Origin of the sequence: Staphylococcus warneri (genome assembly GCF_900636385.1) — a bacterium.
Classification (GTDB): Bacteria; Bacillota; Bacilli; order Staphylococcales; family Staphylococcaceae; genus Staphylococcus; species Staphylococcus warneri.
The window spans coordinates 763453-781905 of record NZ_LR134269.1 but is presented as its reverse complement, the minus strand read 5'-3'; the positions used below and the strand labels follow the sequence as shown (position 1 = coordinate 781905).

18 protein-coding genes and 1 pseudogene are annotated in these 18453 nt (G+C 33.2%); 1 reads left to right on the top strand and 18 read right to left on the bottom strand.

The features are described from left to right. Positions 1–3: 3 nt before the first annotated feature. The 16 genes from EL082_RS03760 to fdaB form a co-directional block, all read right to left on the bottom strand. Positions 4–354, bottom strand: a complete 351-nt coding sequence (locus EL082_RS03760; protein ID WP_002466745.1) for an ATP synthase subunit I — start codon at positions 352–354, stop codon at positions 4–6. A 161-nt stretch (positions 355–515) separates the two neighbouring features. Further along, positions 516–1637, bottom strand: a complete 1122-nt coding sequence (wecB, locus tag EL082_RS03755; protein ID WP_037539794.1) for a non-hydrolyzing UDP-N-acetylglucosamine 2-epimerase — start codon at positions 1635–1637, stop codon at positions 516–518. 40 nt (positions 1638–1677) lie between these two features. Beyond that, positions 1678–2307 carry a uracil phosphoribosyltransferase gene (gene upp / locus EL082_RS03750; RefSeq protein ID WP_002451661.1) on the bottom strand — a complete coding sequence of 210 codons (630 nt, stop codon included), beginning with the start codon at positions 2305–2307 and terminating at the stop codon, positions 1678–1680. Positions 2308–2345: 38 nt separating this feature from the next. Continuing rightward, complete coding sequence (gene glyA / locus EL082_RS03745; RefSeq protein ID WP_002466747.1) at positions 2346–3584, bottom strand: serine hydroxymethyltransferase; 1239 nt, start codon at positions 3582–3584, stop codon at positions 2346–2348. A 22-nt stretch (positions 3585–3606) separates the two neighbouring features. Then, positions 3607–4131 carry a TIGR01440 family protein gene (locus EL082_RS03740; protein WP_002466769.1) on the bottom strand — a complete coding sequence of 175 codons (525 nt, stop codon included), beginning with the start codon at positions 4129–4131 and terminating at the stop codon, positions 3607–3609. Positions 4132–4223: 92 nt separating this feature from the next. After that, on the bottom strand, positions 4224–4664 hold the full coding sequence (locus EL082_RS03735) for a low molecular weight protein arginine phosphatase (protein WP_002466767.1): 441 nt from the start codon (positions 4662–4664) through the stop codon (positions 4224–4226). Beyond that, a complete protein-coding gene (locus tag EL082_RS03730) occupies positions 4661–5704 on the bottom strand; it encodes an L-threonylcarbamoyladenylate synthase (protein ID WP_002466748.1) in 1044 nt (347 codons plus the stop codon). Before EL082_RS03730 ends, EL082_RS03735 begins: the two co-directional genes overlap by 4 nt. 166 nt (positions 5705–5870) lie before the next feature. Next, on the bottom strand, positions 5871–6707 hold the full coding sequence (gene prmC, locus EL082_RS03725) for a peptide chain release factor N(5)-glutamine methyltransferase (RefSeq protein WP_015364823.1): 837 nt from the start codon (positions 6705–6707) through the stop codon (positions 5871–5873). After that, complete coding sequence (gene prfA, locus EL082_RS03720) at positions 6694–7770, bottom strand: peptide chain release factor 1 (RefSeq protein WP_015364822.1); 1077 nt, start codon at positions 7768–7770, stop codon at positions 6694–6696. Before prfA ends, prmC begins: the two co-directional genes overlap by 14 nt. After that, a complete protein-coding gene (locus tag EL082_RS03715) occupies positions 7770–8369 on the bottom strand; it encodes a thymidine kinase (protein ID WP_002466778.1) in 600 nt (199 codons plus the stop codon). The genes prfA and EL082_RS03715 overlap by 1 nt, the downstream gene beginning before the upstream one ends. 255 nt (positions 8370–8624) lie before the next feature. Next, positions 8625–8882 (bottom strand): type B 50S ribosomal protein L31, encoded by a 258-nt coding sequence (locus EL082_RS03710; protein ID WP_002451669.1) that lies wholly within the window; start codon positions 8880–8882, stop codon positions 8625–8627. Positions 8883–8993: 111 nt separating this feature from the next. After that, positions 8994–10310: a transcription termination factor Rho gene (gene rho, locus EL082_RS03705; protein WP_002466784.1), complete on the bottom strand. Its 1317-nt coding sequence runs from the start codon at positions 10308–10310 to the stop codon at positions 8994–8996. A 262-nt stretch (positions 10311–10572) separates the two neighbouring features. Beyond that, on the bottom strand, positions 10573–12000 hold the full coding sequence (locus EL082_RS03700; protein WP_002466777.1) for an aldehyde dehydrogenase family protein: 1428 nt from the start codon (positions 11998–12000) through the stop codon (positions 10573–10575). Between the two features lie 276 nt (positions 12001–12276). After that, a complete protein-coding gene (locus EL082_RS03695) occupies positions 12277–12615 on the bottom strand; it encodes a winged helix-turn-helix transcriptional regulator (protein WP_002466765.1) in 339 nt (112 codons plus the stop codon). An 87-nt stretch (positions 12616–12702) separates the two neighbouring features. Then, complete coding sequence (locus EL082_RS03690; RefSeq protein ID WP_019236009.1) at positions 12703–13962, bottom strand: UDP-N-acetylglucosamine 1-carboxyvinyltransferase; 1260 nt, start codon at positions 13960–13962, stop codon at positions 12703–12705. Between the two features lie 313 nt (positions 13963–14275). Beyond that, complete coding sequence (fdaB, locus tag EL082_RS03685) at positions 14276–15136, bottom strand: class IIb fructose-bisphosphate aldolase FdaB (RefSeq protein WP_002466755.1); 861 nt, start codon at positions 15134–15136, stop codon at positions 14276–14278. A 218-nt stretch (positions 15137–15354) separates the two neighbouring features. On the opposite strand from fdaB, the gene EL082_RS03680 reads away from it, so the two are divergent. After that, complete coding sequence (locus EL082_RS03680) at positions 15355–15876, top strand: DUF2529 domain-containing protein (RefSeq protein WP_002466744.1); 522 nt, start codon at positions 15355–15357, stop codon at positions 15874–15876. A gap of 53 nt (positions 15877–15929) precedes the next feature. On the opposite strand, the gene EL082_RS03675 is transcribed toward EL082_RS03680, so the two are convergent. After that, positions 15930–17537 carry a CTP synthase gene (locus EL082_RS03675; RefSeq protein WP_015364819.1) on the bottom strand — a complete coding sequence of 536 codons (1608 nt, stop codon included), beginning with the start codon at positions 17535–17537 and terminating at the stop codon, positions 15930–15932. Between the two features lie 330 nt (positions 17538–17867). Further along, positions 17868–18397, bottom strand: a pseudogene (gene rpoE, locus EL082_RS03670) (DNA-directed RNA polymerase subunit delta). Positions 18398–18453 lie beyond the last annotated feature (56 nt).

The window sequence follows — 18453 nt, the reverse complement described above, 5'->3', positions numbered from 1 at the left end:
ATTTTACTCCCTATTAAGTAGAGGGCGACATATGATTACAATATAAGAAATCATTAGCCCTATTAACACCCCAATGATATTGATGTAATCTTTAAAGAAAAACCAAATTGAACACACAACTATAGCAACTAAATATCTCCACATGTTGCCTGTAGATATATGATTAGAATCTGCTTTCTGTGCGTGGAATAAATAACTCTCAAAGATGTATGTATTAATTAAAGATCCACATGTACCAATAATCAATCCAAGTAAAAATGGATGGGGTGAAAAGAGATACAATATACCTAATAATATCAATAAATAAAGATAATATTGTATATATTGTTTGAAAATGATGTAGAAACGACCCATTTGTTTGCCTCCGAGTGTCTTATACAATCATGTAAACCGTTCCACTCATACAATCTAAATGATAATATAGTGGCCACAACGGTGTCAATTCTATTCAAATTGTTGTTAAATTTTAAGGCAAAATTGTCACAAATTAGCCACATTTAAACGGAATACATTTTTTATTGATTAAAATCTTTTGGTTTTTCATTTGTTAAATTAAAATAATACTTAATATGATTCACTATTCTTTCTGAAGATTTACCATCTCCGTATGGATTTTTAGCATTGCACATACGTTGGTAGGCTTGTTGATCTTCTAATAAGTGTTTAGTTTCTTTATAAACATTATCTAATGAAGTACCAACTACTTTTAAAGTGCCCGCATCAACGCCTTCAGGTCTCTCAGTATTGTCTCTTAATACTAATACTGGTTTGTGTAATGAAGGTGCCTCTTCTTGGATACCACCAGAATCTGTAAGAATTAAATATGCTTGTTTAGCAAAATTATGAAAATCTAACACATCTAATGGTTCAATGAGTTCTATTCTTTCATGATTCCCTAAAATTTTCTGAGCGATACCTCTAACTGTAGGATTCATATGCACTGGATATACAACAACTAATGATTCATCTTCGTCAGCAAGTTTTCGGACAGCTTTAAAGATATTTTCCATTGGCTCTCCAAGGTTCTCTCTACGATGAGCAGTTAATAACAAAATTTTCTTGTTTTTGTGCTTTTCAAGTATCTCAGATTGATAATCCTCATTAACTGTATAATTCAAAGCGTCAATTGCAGTATTACCTGTCACTACAACCGAAGACTTTTTCTTACCTTCATCCAACAGATGCTTTTGAGCATTTGAGGTAGGTGCAAAATGAATATCAGATAGTACACCTACCATTTGTCTATTCATTTCCTCAGGATAAGGTGAATATTTGTCAAAACTTCTCAAACCTGCTTCTACATGACCAATCGGTACTTGATTATAAAATGCCGCTAAACTTCCTGAAAATGTAGTTGCTGTATCTCCATGAACTAATACCATATCAGGGTTAATACGTTTGATTATTGACTCTAACTCCATCATAGCTTTAGATGTAATTTCTGAAAGTGTTTGACCCTCTTTCATGATATTTAAGTCATAATCAGGTTGTATATCAAATGTGTTTAATACAGAATCTAACATTTCTCTATGTTGTGCTGTAACGACTACACATACTTCTAATTGGTTATCATTTTCTATTGCTTTGACTAGCGGCGCCATCTTGATAGCTTCCGGCCTAGTCCCAAAGATTGTCATAATTTTTTTCTTCAAACGTATCTATCTCCGTTTTCATTTTCTATTTAGTGCCGAATAATCTATCTCCCGCGTCACCTAAACCTGGTGTGATATAAGCTTTATCATTAAGTTTCTCATCTAAAGCAGCAATATAAATATCAACATCATCATGTGCTTCTTTCATTTTTTCTACACCTTCAGGCGCTGCAATTAAGCACATAAAACGAATATTTTTGGCACCTTTATTTTTTAATGACGTGATAGCCTCAATCGCCGAAGCTCCTGTTGCTAACATAGGATCAACAACAATAATTTCACGCTCATCAATATCTTGAGGCATTTTAGAGAAGTATTCTACCGCTTCAAGTGTTTCTGGATCTCTATAAAGTCCAATATGTCCTACTCTAGCTGCCGGAACTAAACTTAAAATACCTTCTGTCATACCTAATCCAGCTCTTAATATAGGTACAATTGCTAATTTTTTACCCGCTAAACGTTTAGCTGTCATTTTAGTTACAGGTGTTTCAATTTCGACATCTTGTAACTCTAGATCTCTTGTTACTTCGTAAGCCATAAGCATACCAACTTCATCAACAAGTTCTCTAAATTCCTTTGTGCCAGTATGAGCCTCGCGAATATAACTTAATTTGTGTTGAATTAATGGGTGATCAAATACATGTACTTTACTCATTTTTCATTTCCTCCAATATTTCTAAAAATTCCTTAATATTATTGATATAAAGGATATTTTTCAGTTAACGCTAAAACACGTGATTTTGCTTCATTTAACTTAGTTTCATCCTCATGATTTTTTAATGCTAAGCTAATGATTTTTGCAACCTCTTCAAATGCTGTTTCATCAAAACCACGTGTAGTGGCTGCTGGTGTTCCTAATCTAATACCACTTGTCACAAAAGGTTTCTCTTGATCAAATGGAATAGTATTTTTATTACAAGTGATACCAACTTTATCAAGTGTTTCTTCTGCTACTTTACCTGTGATATTCACAGAACCTTTAACATCAACAGCTATAAGATGATTATCAGTTCCACCTGATACAATTCTAAAACCTTCTTTAGATAATGCTTCTGCCAATGCTTTTGCATTTTTAATTACTTGATTTTGATATACTTTGAAATCATTGTGTAACGCTTCACCGAAAGCAACTGCTTTTGCAGCAATCACATGCTCAAGTGGTCCGCCTTGGATTCCTGGGAACATTGTTTTATCAATTGCCTTTTTGTATTCTTCTTTACAAAGAATCATCCCACCACGTGGTCCACGTAAAGTTTTATGTGTTGTTGTCGTAACAAAGTCAGCATATTCGACAGGATTTTGATGTAAACCTGCTGCTACTAACCCTGCAATGTGTGCCATATCAACCATTAATTTAGCGCCTACTTCATCAGCGATTTCTTTGAATTTTTTAAAATCAATTTGTCGTGAATAAGCAGATGCCCCTGCAACGATTAATTTAGGTTTATGTTCAATGGCTAACTTACGTACTTCATCATAATTAATAAGTTCTGTATCTTTATCTACGCCATATTCAACAAAATGATATGATTTACCACTAAAATTCACTGGAGATCCATGAGTTAAATGACCACCATGGCTTAAATTCATACCTAAAACTGTATCTCCATAGTCTAACGCTACTAAATATACAGCCATGTTTGCCTGAGATCCTGAATGTGGCTGCACATTTACATGCTCAGCACCGAATAATGCTTTGGCACGATCAATGGCAACTGATTCAGTTACATCAACAAACTCACAACCACCATAATAACGACGACCTGGATAGCCCTCTGCATATTTATTAGTTAGTACTGAACCTTGTGCTTCCATAACAGCTTCAGAAACAAAGTTTTCTGATGCAATTAACTCAATATTATTATTTTGTCGATTAAACTCTTGCTCAATGGCTTCAAAAATTACTTTATCTTGCTTTTCGATGTAAGACATATAAACCCCTTCTTTCAACTAATTAATTATATTTTGCACGTTCGCCACCAATTTTCTTAGGTCTAGATGTCGCAATGGTAACGATTGCTTCCCCAACTTGCTTTACACTTGTTCTAACCGGTACGCAAACATGTTGAATATGCATACCTATTAATGTTTGACCTATATCTATACCTTTAGGCACGGTGATATGTTCAACAACGATTGGGTCTTCCATATGTTGATATGCATAAGTTGCTAAACTGCCACCTGCATGAACATCTGGAACAACAGTAACTTCTTCCATTGTCAGTGGATTAAAATCGGATCTTTCAATGGTGATTGCTCTATTGATATGTTCACATCCTTGAAATGCAAACGAAACACCTGTTTGTAATTTAATTTCATTTAAATCATTAAATATCGATTCAGCTACTTCCATTGATCCTACTGAACCGATGTGTTCACCTAGCACTTCAGAAGTTGAACAACCAATCAAACATATTTCACCTTCATTAAAAAATGACATCGCTTTTAATTCTTCTAACAACATTGAAAAATCTTGCATTTAAAACCCACCCCCTTAAAATATAAAAAAGGAACATAGCAAACTTGCTATACTCCCTTATTATAACGTATTTAAAGCGTAACATATACTAATTATATATAATTCTCTTGCAGATCTTTTGGATTAATTTTACTAATTAAGTCATAAATTTGTTTATAAGTTTTCAAATAAATTTGTTTATCCCCACCATATGGATCATTAACTTCTGATGTGTCACCTACAAATTCACTTAAAGTAAATATATTTAAAGTTGTACCATATTGCGATTTTAAAATGTCTTTATGTGATTGTGACATGGTTAAAATCAGATTTGCTTCGATATCTTTTTCAGAAAACGACTGTGTTAATGATGGATGTGGTAATCCATGTTCTTGTATGATTTCTTGTGACAATTTTGAGACTGGTTGATGATCTAAAGCAAATATACCTCTTGATTCTACTGTAATATTTTCTTTATTAAATAAAGCTTTAGCTATACTTTCAGCCATTGGACTTCGGCAGGTATTGCCTGTACAAACAAACATCACTTTCATAAAGACGCCTCTTTCACAATTTTATTTCCAGCAGCTTTCAACATACGATTCATAATTGCCTCAGATTGATCACTTTCATCAAATCCATAAATATATGCTTGAATAATATCTACACGTTGATCGATTTCATGCAAAATGCTATATAGTAAATGATTCGCTTGTTTGATATCAGCTTCATTATCACATAATTTGATATATGTGGCTTCTTTAGGTAGAAAATGCGACAAACTATCAGGCACAACGAACGCTACCTGTTCCCATTTTTTGTTATCTAGAATTTTTTTATTTAATTCTTTTAAAATGGTTACTGGAGTATCTGGCGAATAATGCTTATATTTCATTCCAGGTGCGATAGGTTGAGAAGCTTCATTATAATTTGATGACTCTATGCAGTTAGGAATTACGTTTTCAAGCATCATCTTAGTTATTGAACCTGGACGTGCAATTCTAAAAGGGTATTGTGTACAATCCAATACTGTACTTTCCAAACCTTCTTCGCTCTGATCACCATTAATAATTCCGTCAATTCTACCATTCAAATCTTGGTATACATGTTCAAACGTTGTCGGAGATGGTCTACCACTAATATTTGCACTTGGTGCCGCAATTGGTTTATCAATCTGTTGTAAAACACCTCTACCAATGGGATGACTTGGCATTCGCACTGCAATCGAATTCAAACCACCAGTTACTTTCGGACATAGATACCCCGACTTTAGAGGTAATATAAATGAAATTGGTCCTGGCCAAAATGTTTCCATTAATTGTTGTACTCTGGGCTCTACTTTATCGATAAAATCATTCATCTGTGACATATCGTGAATATGAACAATTAATGGATTATCAGATGGTCTGCCTTTTGCTTCGTAAATTTGACTAACAGCTTCTTGATTAGTAGCGTCTGCACCTAACCCGTATACTGTTTCGGTTGGTAATGCAACTAAACCACCGTTTAATACTGTGTCTTTAATTTCCAATACGTCTGTACTTTGTTGAATATCATTTCTGTACGATCTTAAATCCCAAATTTTTGTCTCCACTTTTTATTTCCACCTCTCTTCCTTGACTTAACATAAAAAAGGCGGGATAGCTTTTCATCTTTCAATATACAATTGAAAGTAAGCCCATTCCCACCCCACAACTATGTTAAATACATTTAAGAATTTAATAATTAAAAGTAATCCATTTATTTAAATGAGCGTGACTTTACCATTTAATTTCTAAAATTCTATCTAGTTGGTTAATATCTTGATAAATTGAGACTCCCTTATCTGGATACATGTTATTGACCATGTCTTTTAAAGTCTGACCTTGATTATATCCAATTTCAAACACCACATGTGCACCTGGTAAGAGCACCTTTGGTAAATCATTTAGAATCGATTGATAAATAGCATAACCTTCACTTTTAGCAAATAATGCTTGATGTGGTTCATAGTCTACGACTGTTTTGGCCATATCTTTGACTTCTTTGACATCAATATATGGCGGATTAGATATTAAACCATTTAATTTAATATTTCGTTCAATCAAAGGTTTTAATGCATTACCTTGAATGAAATCAATGTTTTCTCCGTGTTGTTCTGCGTTTAATCGTGCCACATCTAATGCATCTTCATACAAATCGGTAGCTATTACGCTTAAAGTAGGCTTTAACTTTTTTAATGTAATGCCTAACACACCACTGCCTGTCCCTATATCTGCTATAGCATCGCCATCGTTACATAGATTTAAAAAATGTAGCATCACTTCTTCAGTTTCAGGTCTAGGAATGAGGCATCGATCAGATACTGTAAATCGGTATCCATAAAAAGATTGAAATCCCACAATATATTGGATAGGCTCCCCAGATAGCATTCTTTGTAAATTTAAACCGAGTTTGGCTTTGTCAGCGACTGACATTTCATCATTCATATGAATAAGGTAGTCCGTACGTGACCAATTAAATGTATCAAGTAATAACCACTCAGCTCGTGTTTGTTCATAGCCTTTCTCTTTTGCTAATGAAATCGCATTTGCTAAGTAATCCTTATAACTCACCATTGTTTAATTCTTTCAATTTGTCTGTTTGTTCAGATAATGTTAGAGCATCGATAATTTCATCTAAATTGCCTTCCATAATCTGACTAAGTTTTTGTAATGTTAAACCAATTCTATGATCAGTTACACGACTTTGAGGATAGTTATACGTTCTAATTCTCTCTGAACGATCACCTGTACCTACTGCTGATTTACGTTGTGATGCATATTTTTGTTGTTCTTCTTGCAATTTCATATCATAAAGTCTTGCTTTTAATACTTTCATCGCTTTTTCGCGGTTTTGTATTTGAGACTTTTCTGATGAAGTAGCAATGACACCTGTTGGTAAGTGGGTAATACGTACAGCTGAGTCGGTTGTATTAACGTGCTGACCACCTGCACCACTTGAACGATACGTATCAATTTTTAAGTCTTCATTTCTAATTTCAATTTCTACATCTTCGACTTCTGGTAAAACTGCTACTGTAGCTGTAGAGGTATGAATACGACCACCAGATTCAGTTTCAGGAACACGTTGAACACGATGTGCACCATTTTCAAATTTAAGTTTGCTGTAAGCACCATTACCTGATACTGAGAAACTGATTTCTTTATAGCCTCCGTGGTCACTTTCAGATGCTTCAACAATTTCTGTTTTAAAATGATGAGCTTCAGCATACTTAGAGTACATTCTCATTAAATCTCCTGCAAAAATTGCCGCTTCATCGCCACCAGCTGCCGCACGAATCTCAACGATAACATCTTTTTCATCATTAGGATCTTTAGGAATAAGCAATAATTTTAATTGTTCTTCCATTTCAGGAAGTTCATTTTTTAAACTTGAACTTTCTTCTTTTAACATTTCAATTTCTTCTTTATCAGAAGTTTCATTTAGCATTTCTTCAATATCTGCTAATTCTTCTTTTTTACTTTTATAGCTTCTATAAACATCTACAGTTTTTTGCAATTCTGCCTGTTCTTTTGAATATTTACGTAATTTATCTGAATCGTTTACGACATCTGGATCGCTTAACATTTCATTTAATTGTTCATATCTTTCCTCTACAATTTCTAATTGGTCAAACACTACATTTCCTCCTTCTCATTTTCACTTGGCGCTACAATATGATGCGCTCTACATCTTGGTTCATAACTTTCATTAGCACCTACTAAAATAATAGGATCATCTGCTTTAGCCGGTTGACCATCGATAAGTCTTTGTGTTCGACTTGAAGGCCCTCCACATACCGCACATACAGCTTGCAATTTTGTAACATGCTCACTTAAAGCCAATAATTTAGGCATTGGCTCAAACGGTTCGCCTTTAAAGTCCATATCTAATCCAGCCACAATGACACGATGACCTTGATCAGCAAGTTGTTGTATGATACTTACAATATTTTCATCAAAAAATTGAACTTCATCAATGCCGATAACATCTGCATGAGATAAGTCATGATTTAAAATTTCTCTAGCTGTTGAAATATTTATAGCTTCAATTGCATTGCCATTATGTGAAACTACCTTTTCTTTATGATAGCGATCATCAATTGCTGGTTTAAAAACAATAACTTTCTGTTTAGCATAAATCCCTCGTCTAAGTCGACGTATAAGTTCCTCTGATTTACCACTAAACATACTTCCGGTAATACATTCTATCCATCCGGAATGATAAGTTTCATACATTAAGCGTTCCACCCTTTTTCAAAACATAATCGCTTAATTATATCATATTTTAAAATATCATAAATGCTATTTTTGCAATCTATTCTATTATACAATAATAACTCGAAAAAGTTAGTTACAGTATTTTCCCTTAGCTAATCTCATTTCTAAATTACTTCCATCTATATTAATTATCAAGTTTATCTCTAAATAGACTATAATAAAAAAAACTGCCTACATAACCATTGACATGGTGTAGACAGTCTAAACTTAAAATTAGTTGTTGTTTGATTTGAGACCAAACTTTTTGTTGAAGCGTTCCACACGACCATCCGCAGCAGCGAATTTTTGACGTCCTGTATAGAAAGGATGTGAATCAGAAGAAATATCTAAACGAATAACTGGGTATTCATTACCATCTTCCCACTCCATAGTTTCTGATGATGTTTTAGTAGAACCACTTAAGAATTTAAAGTTTGTAGTAGTATCTAAAAAGATAACTTTATGATACTCAGGATGAATTCCTTGTTTCATTGTTTTCAGCTCCTTTGCCCTGAACCATCTGGAACAGAGTTATTTGTGAGTTTTTACCCAATACTTGGTAATTATAATAGTAATTAATGTAAAACGCAACCCTTTGAAAAATTAAATAATAGGTTTACCTGTTTTTGTGCTTTCTTCTGCCGATTTTTGTAGTTGTTCAAAGAAATCTTTATTATTTTTTGAACGTTTTAACTTACGAATAAATCTCTCGGTAAAATCAGTAGAATCCGTGAAGAGATTACGAAGTTGCCATAATGTATCTAATTCAGCCTTACTAATTAGCAATTCTTCTTTACGTGTAGAACTTCGGCCTATGTCTATAGCTGGGAAGATACGTCGTTCAGATAATTTACGATCTAAATGAAGCTCCATATTACCAGTACCTTTGAATTCTTCATAAATCATATCGTCCATTCTTGACCCTGTATCTACTAAGGCTGTAGCTAAAATAGTTAAACTGCCACCCGCTTCGATATTTCGAGCTGCACCGAAAAAGGCTTTTGGTTTATGAAGAGATGCTGGATCAAGACCACCAGAAAGTGTACGGCCGCTAGGTGGAATGACTAAGTTATATGCTCGAGCTAATCGAGTGATTGAGTCCATTAATATAATGACATCTTCGCCTATTTCCACAAGACGTTTAGCTCTCTCTAATAATAGTTCTGCAACTTTTACGTGATGTTGTGGTGGTTCATCAAAAGTTGAATGCACAACTTCAGCTGATTCTACTGAACGTTCAATATCAGTTACCTCTTCAGGTCTCTCACCAACTAACAAGACAAATAATTTAGCTTCTGGTTTATTGGTAATAATTGCATTAGCAATTTCTTTAAGTAATGAGGTTTTACCTGCCTTAGGTGGCGCTACAATGAGCCCACGTTGTCCTAAACCAATAGGTGTTACTAAATCCATGATACGTGTTGAATAATTTCTTGGTTCAGTTTCTAGTAAAATTCGTTCTTCTGGATACAAAGGTGTCAACGCTTGGAAGTGAGGACGTTTTTTTACTTCTTCAGCATTTTGATCGTTAACAAAGTCCACTTGTAGTAATCCATAATATTTCTCATTATCTTTCGGTTTACGAACTTTACCTGTTACTTTATCGCCTCTTTTTATTTCAAAACGGCGAATTTGACTTGCTGAAATATAGATGTCTTTTTCACCCTTAGAATAATTGACAGTTCTTAAGAAACCATAACCATCGGGTTGGATATCATCTAAAATACCCTCCATGTAATAATTGCCATCTTTCTCCATTTGAGCTTCCATGATAGCTAATACAAGTTCTTTCTTATTCAATTTACTATAATTAGTTAATTTTAAAGATTTAGCTTTCTGAGTGAGTTCTTTAGTAGTGTTATTTTTGTATAGTTCGTGGAAAGATTCATATTGAGGAGAAGTTCGTTCTCGTTCAGGCATAGACTTGCACCCATTTCCTTATTTTTTATGTTAAAAAGATTTTGAAAGAACAATGACGGATATTTAATAGCAATTGCTAAAAATGCAAATTAAAGTATTTCTCTCGTCTTTATTCTTCATTACCTTCTAAATACTAGAATAACTATAGCAAATTTTTAATTTAAATACAAAACGAATTTTGTATTTAACGTATTAAAAACAATGCACGTTACGCCATGACGTAACGTGCATTAATAAAAATTTAACAACAATATTGATTTAATTATTTAAAATAACCTGCAATTGATTTTACTTCTAAGAATTCTTCAATTCCGTAGTCGCCCCATTCACGACCTAATCCAGATTGTTTATAACCACCAAATGGTAAATCTGGTTTACGTCCAGCTTCATTAATTTCAACTGTTCCAGCTTCAATTGAACGTGCCACTTTGTGTAATGTGTCTTTATCATTACCAATGACATAACCAGCTAGACCATATTTCGTATCATTTGCTATTTTAATTGCTTCGTCTACATCATTATAAGTGATCACTGACATAACAGGACCAAAAATTTCTTCTTGAGCAATAGTCATATGATTATCAACGTTAATGAAAATAGTAGGACGAGCAAAATATCCTTTTTCTAGACCTTCAGGTTTACCAGGACCTCCGTAAAATAATTCTGCACCTTCTTCAATACCTTTATCAATATATGATTGAACTTGGTCAAATTGTTTCTTACTAATAATCGGTCCAACTTGTGTACCTTCTTCTCTAGGATCACCGACTTTAACAGAACTAAATTGTGCTTTCACAGCTTTTAAGAAGTCTTCTTTAATACTATTTGGTACTAATACACGTGTACCTGCAGTACATACTTGTCCAGTATTATTGACAACTTTACCTGTTGTTGCTTTAGCTGCCTCTTCAATATCAACATCATCTAAAACGATATAAGGTGATTTACCACCAAGTTCTAGTGACACTTTTTTGAAGTCTTTAGCTGCTTTTTCCATAATTTTTGAACCTGTAGGGCCTGAACCTGTAAATGACATCATTCTAACTTTAGGATGTTCACTTAACGGATTACCTACACCTTCACCGTCACCATTTACAAGGTTAAATACACCTTTAGGCACGCCTACTTTATCAAAGATTTCAGCTAATATAACAGCAGCAAATGGTGTTTCTTCTGATGGTTTTAATACAACAGTACTCCCTGCCGCAAATGCTGCAGCTAATTTAAGTGATGTTTGGTTAGTTGGGAAATTCCATGGTGTAACTAATCCTGCTACACCGATAGCTTCTTTAACAACTAAATCGTCACCACGTTGTTCTTCAAATTCAAAACTGTCTAAAGCATCTCTAGCTGCAGTGAAATGATTAAGTCCCATTTGATAATGGACTTTTTCAGAAATTGATAATGGCGCACCAAGTTCATCAGTGATTGCTTGTACGATATCTTCTTTTCTATTTTCATATTCCTTAACGATTTTATCTAATAAATCTCTTCTATATTCAACCGAACTATGACGGAAATCTAAATAAACATTATCTGCAGCTTCAACTGCTTTATTCACATCTTCTTCGTTACCTTTAGCCACTGAACCAATGACTTCTTCAGTTGCAGGGTTAATTACTTCTATTGTTTCACCACTAGCACTATCAACCCATTCACCATTAATATATTGTTTAGTGAAATGTCTCATTAAACTTCACTCCTTAGATTTGTTATACAACTATTCTAACCATATTGTTACAAAGTTAAACATATTTGCTCATCGATTCAATTGCGCTTAATCGTTTTTAATATAGAATTTATTACACCTAAATCAAATTAAATTAATCTGTAAAGTAAGTTAGAAAAAGAGTGAAGCAATCATTATATTGCCTCACTCTTATAATATATCCCTCTTTTTTAAATTAATAATAGGGATCTTGTCATGATCTAGAAATAAAAACAATTCTAAGTATAACTGCCTGAATTATTTTACAGTTTCTGCTTCTGATTCTAGATTAATGTTATTTTGTGCCCATTCTTCAATTGGTTTTAAAGATTCAGCCAATGAACTTCCTTTTTCTGTCAATTCATAAATAATGGTTACTGGACTAGTGGATACGATTCTTTTTTCAACCAATCCCCAGTCTCCTAATTCAGTCAGTTTAATACTTAGTGCACGAGGCGTGATTGTTTTCAAGTCTCTTTTCAAATCGGAAAAATGTGCAGATTGGTCTTCGCATCTAGATAAATAGTTGATGATTAAACCGTTCCAACTGCGTCCTAATATTTTAAAAGTTTCTTCTAAATAAGGACATACTTCCATAATACTCACCTCTCACTCAAATATCTTAATACTAATGCACTAAAATCTGTGCTTATAATTTTAAGTATATTTATTATACCACATTTTTTAAACTGTTTCAGTCCAAATTTCTGCACCAAGTGCTTTTAAATGTTCAACAATTTGAGTATACCCACGATAAATGTGTTTAACATTGTATATCGTTGTAACACCTTCCGCGATTAAACCAGCTACAATCAAGCATGCACCAGCTCTTAAATCACTTGCATAAACTTCTGCACCATTAAGTGTTGATGGTTTAATCGTTGCTGTGCCATTATCTTTATTAATATTAGCTCCCATTTGTTGCAGTTCTTCTACGTGCTTAAATCTTTCAGGATAAATTGTATCTGTAACAAACGATGGACCATTTGCCATAAATAATAGTGGTGTAATCGGTTGTTGAAGATCTGTTGCAAATCCGGGATATACAAGCGTTTTGATATCAACACTATGATACGGTTCGCTCTTTCTAATAATCGCTTTTTCATCGCTTAATTCAATATCGACACCTAATTCTTTTAATTTAGCTGTTAATGCTTCAACATGTCTTGGTACTATATTATTAATTACGACTTCTTCTCCAGCAGCAGCCGCCATACACATGTATGATCCCGCTTCAATACGGTCTGGTATCACTTGATATTCTGTACCATGTAATGTATCTACGCCAGTAATTTTAATTGTCGTTGTACCTGCACCTTTAATTTGTGCACCCATACTAATAAGGAAATTAGCCACATCTACGACTTCAGGTTCTTTTGCTGCATTTTCAATAACTGTTTGACCTTCAGCATGTACTGCAGCCAACATAATATTAATTGTAGCACCAACACTCACCATATCTAAAAAGATATTAGCTCCTTTTAATTGTTTAGCTTCAATTTTCATTGACGTGTCACTAGATTCATCGATTTCTGCCCCTAGTGCTTTAAATCCTTTAATATGTTGATCTATTGGACGTGGCCCTAACGGACAACCACCAGGAAGTCCAATAACACACTTTTTAAATCTCCCTAGCATTGCTCCCATCATATAATATGAGGCTCTTAAAGATTCAACTTTATTATTTGGTAGTGGTGCATTTTCAATTTGAGTTGTATCAACATCTAATTTAGTACCATCTAATTTTGTTTTAATATTTAAATCTTCTAATAAGCTAACAAGTGTTTCTACATCAGAGATTTGTGGCAACCCATCCAAATTTACATGTCCCTGGGCTAATAATGTAGCAGGAATAATTGCTACAGCACTATTTTTAGCACCACTAATATTCACTTCTCCTTTAAGTGTCTTTCCACCTCTAATTTTGATTACCTCTTGAGCCATATCTTTTTCTCCTTTGTTTCCTTCATTTGTTAAAAATTTACATTATTAGCATTATAAAATAATTTTACTTTGTTTGTAAAATAGTTCATGAATACATAGCTATTTCAACATTATTTTATATCATATCAGTTTGAAATTACGAATTTAAAGTCTGTATTCTCTACTTTAAATTGTGTTGATTTGTATATGCTAACAATTCCACATTTCTATTTAGTAAGCTTAAAACTTATGCAATTTTATAAATTTCGTAATCATTATAGCATAAAAATAAGCCATTAAACCTAGGTTTAATGGCTTATTAAAAGATATTTAATTATTTAGCACGGTTTGAAGTACCGAATTCTTTAATTTTACCTTTAACTGTTGCTTTAATTGCTTCACGAGCAGGTCCTAAATATTTACGTGGATCGTAAACTTCAGAATCATTGTTTAATACATCGCGAACAGCTTTAGCTGAAGCAATTTGGTTTTCAGTGTTAACATTAATTTTAGCAGTACCGTAAGGAATCGCTTTTTGAATGTCTTTAGTTGGGATACCAGTACCACCATGTAATACTAATGGTAAACCAGTTGAAGCACCAATTTCTTCCATTTCTTTGAAACCTAATTTAGGTTCACCTTTATAAGGACCATGTACTGAACCTAATGCAGGTGCTAAAGTATCGATACCAGTTTTTTCAACTAGTTCTTGACACTCTTTAGGATCTGCATAGATGACACCGTCAGCTACTACATCGTCTTCTTGACCACCAACTGTACCTAATTCAGCTTCTACTGAAACGCCTCTTTCATGAGCATATTCAACTACTTTAGAAGTAATTTCCACATTTTCTTCAAATGGACTATGAGAAGCGTCAATCATTACTGAAGTGAATCCAGCATCAATTGCTTCTTTACATTTTTCAAAGCTTGAACCATGGTCTAAATGGATTGCTACTGGTACTGTGATGTTTAAGTCATGCATTAATCCTTCAACCATTTTAACTACTGTATAGAATCCGCTCATGTAACGAGCAGCTCCTTCAGAAACACCTAAAATAACTGGTGCATTCTCTTCTTGAGAAGCTTCTAAAATAGCTTGAGTAAATTCTAAGTTATTTAAGTTGTATTGACCAACCGCATAACCATTTTCTTTTGCATCGATTAACATTTCTTTCATTGAAACTAAAGGCATTATAGTTCCTCCTTGAGTGCTTGAGCACGTATTTTTTCAAACTCATTATAACAAAATTACTACTTAAATGCATTCGAATAGATGATTTAAAATTTACAATTTTCACAATCCTTACCACTACTAGATTTGGAAACGTATCCAATTATAATTAGTTTTAATCATTGCATTCAATCATGGGTTTATTTACAATATTTTAATGAATAGAATGGAGGAAAATTATGTCAAAAATACTTAATACGCAATTAATTGGTATCTTCGATAGAATAGAAAAACAAGCATTAGATGTACAAATGGGTGCACAATGTTTAATTCAAGCTATTGGTGGAGAAGGCCATGTTTATGTTAAAGGATATGACGATTTAAAATTTTATGAAGACTTTATTTTAAATAGTCATGAAAAATTAAAATCGAGCTTACCACTATCAGATTTAAATAACTTTGAAGAACTAGATACAACAGATCGCGTATTTTTATTTTCACCTACATATAATGAAGACGTCGAATGTGACGTGAAACAATTAATTGAAACAGATGTCGACTTTGTACTTGTATGCAATCATCCTAAACGAGATGATTTCCCTGAACATTTAATGCATTTTATCAACTTGTCTACACCTAGACCGATCGTATACACTGAAGATTACGATAAGATAGTACAACCTCACCCTATTGCTTTTAACTATATTTATTATGATATTTATACACAAATGGTTGAAATGACACGTGATTTAGAATTATAAAATGATAAAGCCTATGGGTATGAACTAATTCATATCCATAGGCTTTATTAATATTATTTTTGTTGATGTTTTAAAGCTGCTTCAACAAATGCTTTAAAAATAGGTTGCGGTCTATTTGGTCTAGATAAAAACTCTGGATGGAATTGACATGCAATAAAGAAATCTTTTTCTGGAATCTCTACCATCTCAATTAATCTTCCATCTGGACTTGTTCCAGAGAATACCATTCCATTAGCTTCTAATTGCTCTCTATAATCATTGTTAAATTCATATCTATGACGATGTCTTTCTTCAATATTATTTTCATTATAAATAGAATGTGCTAAAGTACCATCTTTAATTGTACAAGGATATAATCCTAATCTTAAAGTACCACCTAAATCTTCAATATCTTTTTGTTCAGGTAATAAGTCAATAATTGGATGTGGTGTGCTAGGATCTAATTCAGCTGAATGTGCACCTTCTAAACCTAAAACATTACGTGCAAATTCCACTGTAGCTAATTGCATTCCTAAACAAATACCAAAGTACGGAACATTATTTTCACGTGCATATTTAATTGATGAAATTTTACCTTCGCTAGCACGGAAACCAAATCCACCTGGTACTAGAATACCATCTACATCAGATAGGTAACTTTCGACATTTTCATCTGTTACTAAACTTGAATCTATCCATTTAACAACAACATCTTTTTTGAATGGATAACCTGCATGTTTAAGTGATTCTACCACAGATAAATATGCGTCTTGTAGGCTTACATATTTACCAACTAAACCAATGGTAATCTTACCATCTAAACTATTTACAGTATCTAGTAAATGCTGCCATTCATCTAATTGCGTTTCATATTTAGCGTTTAATTGTAGACGTTTAATAACAATGTCGTCCATTTCTTGTTTACTCAATTGTAGTGGAATCTCATATAATGAATCAGCGTCACGACATTCGATAACACTTTCTTTATTAATATCGCAGAATAAAGCAATTTTATCTTTTAAGTCTTGTGTCATTTCATATTCAGTACGAACAACAATTAGGTCTGGTTGGATACCTAATCCACGTAATTCTTTAACGCTATGTTGCGTTGGTTTAGTTTTCATTTCGCCTGCTGCTTTGATATATGGTAATAGTGTACAGTGAACATACATTACATTTTCTCTACCTAAATCACTTCTAATTTGTCGAATTGCTTCTAAGAATGGTAAAGACTCAATATCCCCTGTTGTACCACCAATTTCAGTAATAACAACATCAGCATTAGTACTTTCTCCAGCTAATAACAAGCGCTCTTTAATTTCATTAGTGATGTGTGGAATTACTTGTACTGTTCCACCTAAATAATCACCACGACGCTCTTTTTTCAAGACGTGTGAGTATACTTTACCTGCAGTTACGTTTGAATACTTATTTAAATTGATATCGATAAAACGTTCATAGTGTCCTAAATCTAAATCCGTTTCAGCCCCATCATCAGTTACAAAAACTTCACCATGTTGATAAGGACTCATTGTTCCTGGATCGACATTTAAATATGGATCAAATTTCTGAATCGTAACTTCAAGACCTCTATCTTTTAATAATCTTCCTAAAGATGCAGCAGTAATCCCTTTACCTAATGATGAAACTACGCCACCTGTTACAAATATAAACTTTGTCATGATTTGACCTCCTGAATTTTATTAGAGTTTGCATATTATTTACTTAAAATCAAAAGCATTTACTATAAATTAAGTATGTATTTAATTAGAAAGGAACAATGTGTTTAATACATTCACATATGCTTTATGTCACAATGTATTTAGTCATTACTTTTAAATAATATTCATTCTACAACATTAAACATTACATTGGAATCTTATTTTATTAAAATAAAAAAACGCTCCCTCTCACATATTTGTAAGGGGAGCGTATAATATTTATACACGTGTCCTATTTAAAGGAGCCCAAATAAAATTCTATCATTTTTATACTAAAAGTCAATTAGAAATTTAGCTTTGATATTCTTCTTCCTCTTCTTCATCATCAAAGTCATCATCGTCATCTTCATCTTCTTCGTCAATAACGATATCAGTTTCATTAATTTCATCTTCGACTTGTTCATCTTCAGGATCATTTAATGTTTCTTGATCGTCTGTAACTGCTGGAATATCATCATCGTCATCCGCTTCATCTTCACCTAATAATTTAAGGTTTTTATCTTCTTCATCATCGTCATCAAGAATATCAAATTTTTGAATAGTTGGTGCAATTTTTTCTTCAATATCATCTACTGAATACCAATCACGAATCCCCCATTGGTTTTCGCCGATATTTAAGAAACGACCATCAGTATTTAAATCTGTATAGAATTGAACAACACGATTTTCAATTTCATCGTATTCGTAATTACCTAAGGCTTTGAATTCATCAATAATATCATATAAATTCATTGTTTCGCCTTTTTCATTTAGAAGTGTGTAAGCCATATCGATAAATGATTTTCATCTACCATTTCTTTTGTGTAATCTTTAATTTTCATTATAAAATACTTCCTTTCAAAGGATTTTTATCTTAAACTAGTAGGTCAAATTTCGT

Bases quoted from the DNA above. Each gene is read 5' to 3' on its own strand.
- EL082_RS03760 (WP_002466745.1), bottom strand. From the start codon at position 354: ATGGGTCGTTTCTACATCATTTTCAAACAATATATACAATATTATCTT.
- wecB (WP_037539794.1), bottom strand. From the start codon at position 1,637: ATGACAATCTTTGGGACTAGGCCGGAAGCTATCAAGATGGCGCCGCTA.
- upp (WP_002451661.1), bottom strand. From the start codon at position 2,307: ATGAGTAAAGTACATGTATTTGATCACCCATTAATTCAACACAAATTA.
- glyA (WP_002466747.1), bottom strand. From the start codon at position 3,584: ATGTCTTACATCGAAAAGCAAGATAAAGTAATTTTTGAAGCCATTGAG.
- EL082_RS03740 (WP_002466769.1), bottom strand. From the start codon at position 4,131: ATGCAAGATTTTTCAATGTTGTTAGAAGAATTAAAAGCGATGTCATTT.
- EL082_RS03735 (WP_002466767.1), bottom strand. From the start codon at position 4,664: ATGAAAGTGATGTTTGTTTGTACAGGCAATACCTGCCGAAGTCCAATG.
- prmC (WP_015364823.1), bottom strand. From the start codon at position 6,707: ATGGTGAGTTATAAGGATTACTTAGCAAATGCGATTTCATTAGCAAAA.
- EL082_RS03715 (WP_002466778.1), bottom strand. From the start codon at position 8,369: ATGTATGAAACTTATCATTCCGGATGGATAGAATGTATTACCGGAAGT.
- EL082_RS03710 (WP_002451669.1), bottom strand. From the start codon at position 8,882: ATGAAACAAGGAATTCATCCTGAGTATCATAAAGTTATCTTTTTAGAT.
- rho (WP_002466784.1), bottom strand. From the start codon at position 10,310: ATGCCTGAACGAGAACGAACTTCTCCTCAATATGAATCTTTCCACGAA.
- EL082_RS03700 (WP_002466777.1), bottom strand. From the start codon at position 12,000: ATGAGACATTTCACTAAACAATATATTAATGGTGAATGGGTTGATAGT.
- EL082_RS03695 (WP_002466765.1), bottom strand. From the start codon at position 12,615: ATGGAAGTATGTCCTTATTTAGAAGAAACTTTTAAAATATTAGGACGC.
- EL082_RS03690 (WP_019236009.1), bottom strand. From the start codon at position 13,962: ATGGCTCAAGAGGTAATCAAAATTAGAGGTGGAAAGACACTTAAAGGA.
- fdaB (WP_002466755.1), bottom strand. From the start codon at position 15,136: ATGCCTTTAGTTTCAATGAAAGAAATGTTAATCGATGCAAAAGAAAAT.
- EL082_RS03680 (WP_002466744.1), top strand. From the start codon at position 15,355: ATGTCAAAAATACTTAATACGCAATTAATTGGTATCTTCGATAGAATA.
- EL082_RS03675 (WP_015364819.1), bottom strand. From the start codon at position 17,537: ATGACAAAGTTTATATTTGTAACAGGTGGCGTAGTTTCATCATTAGGT.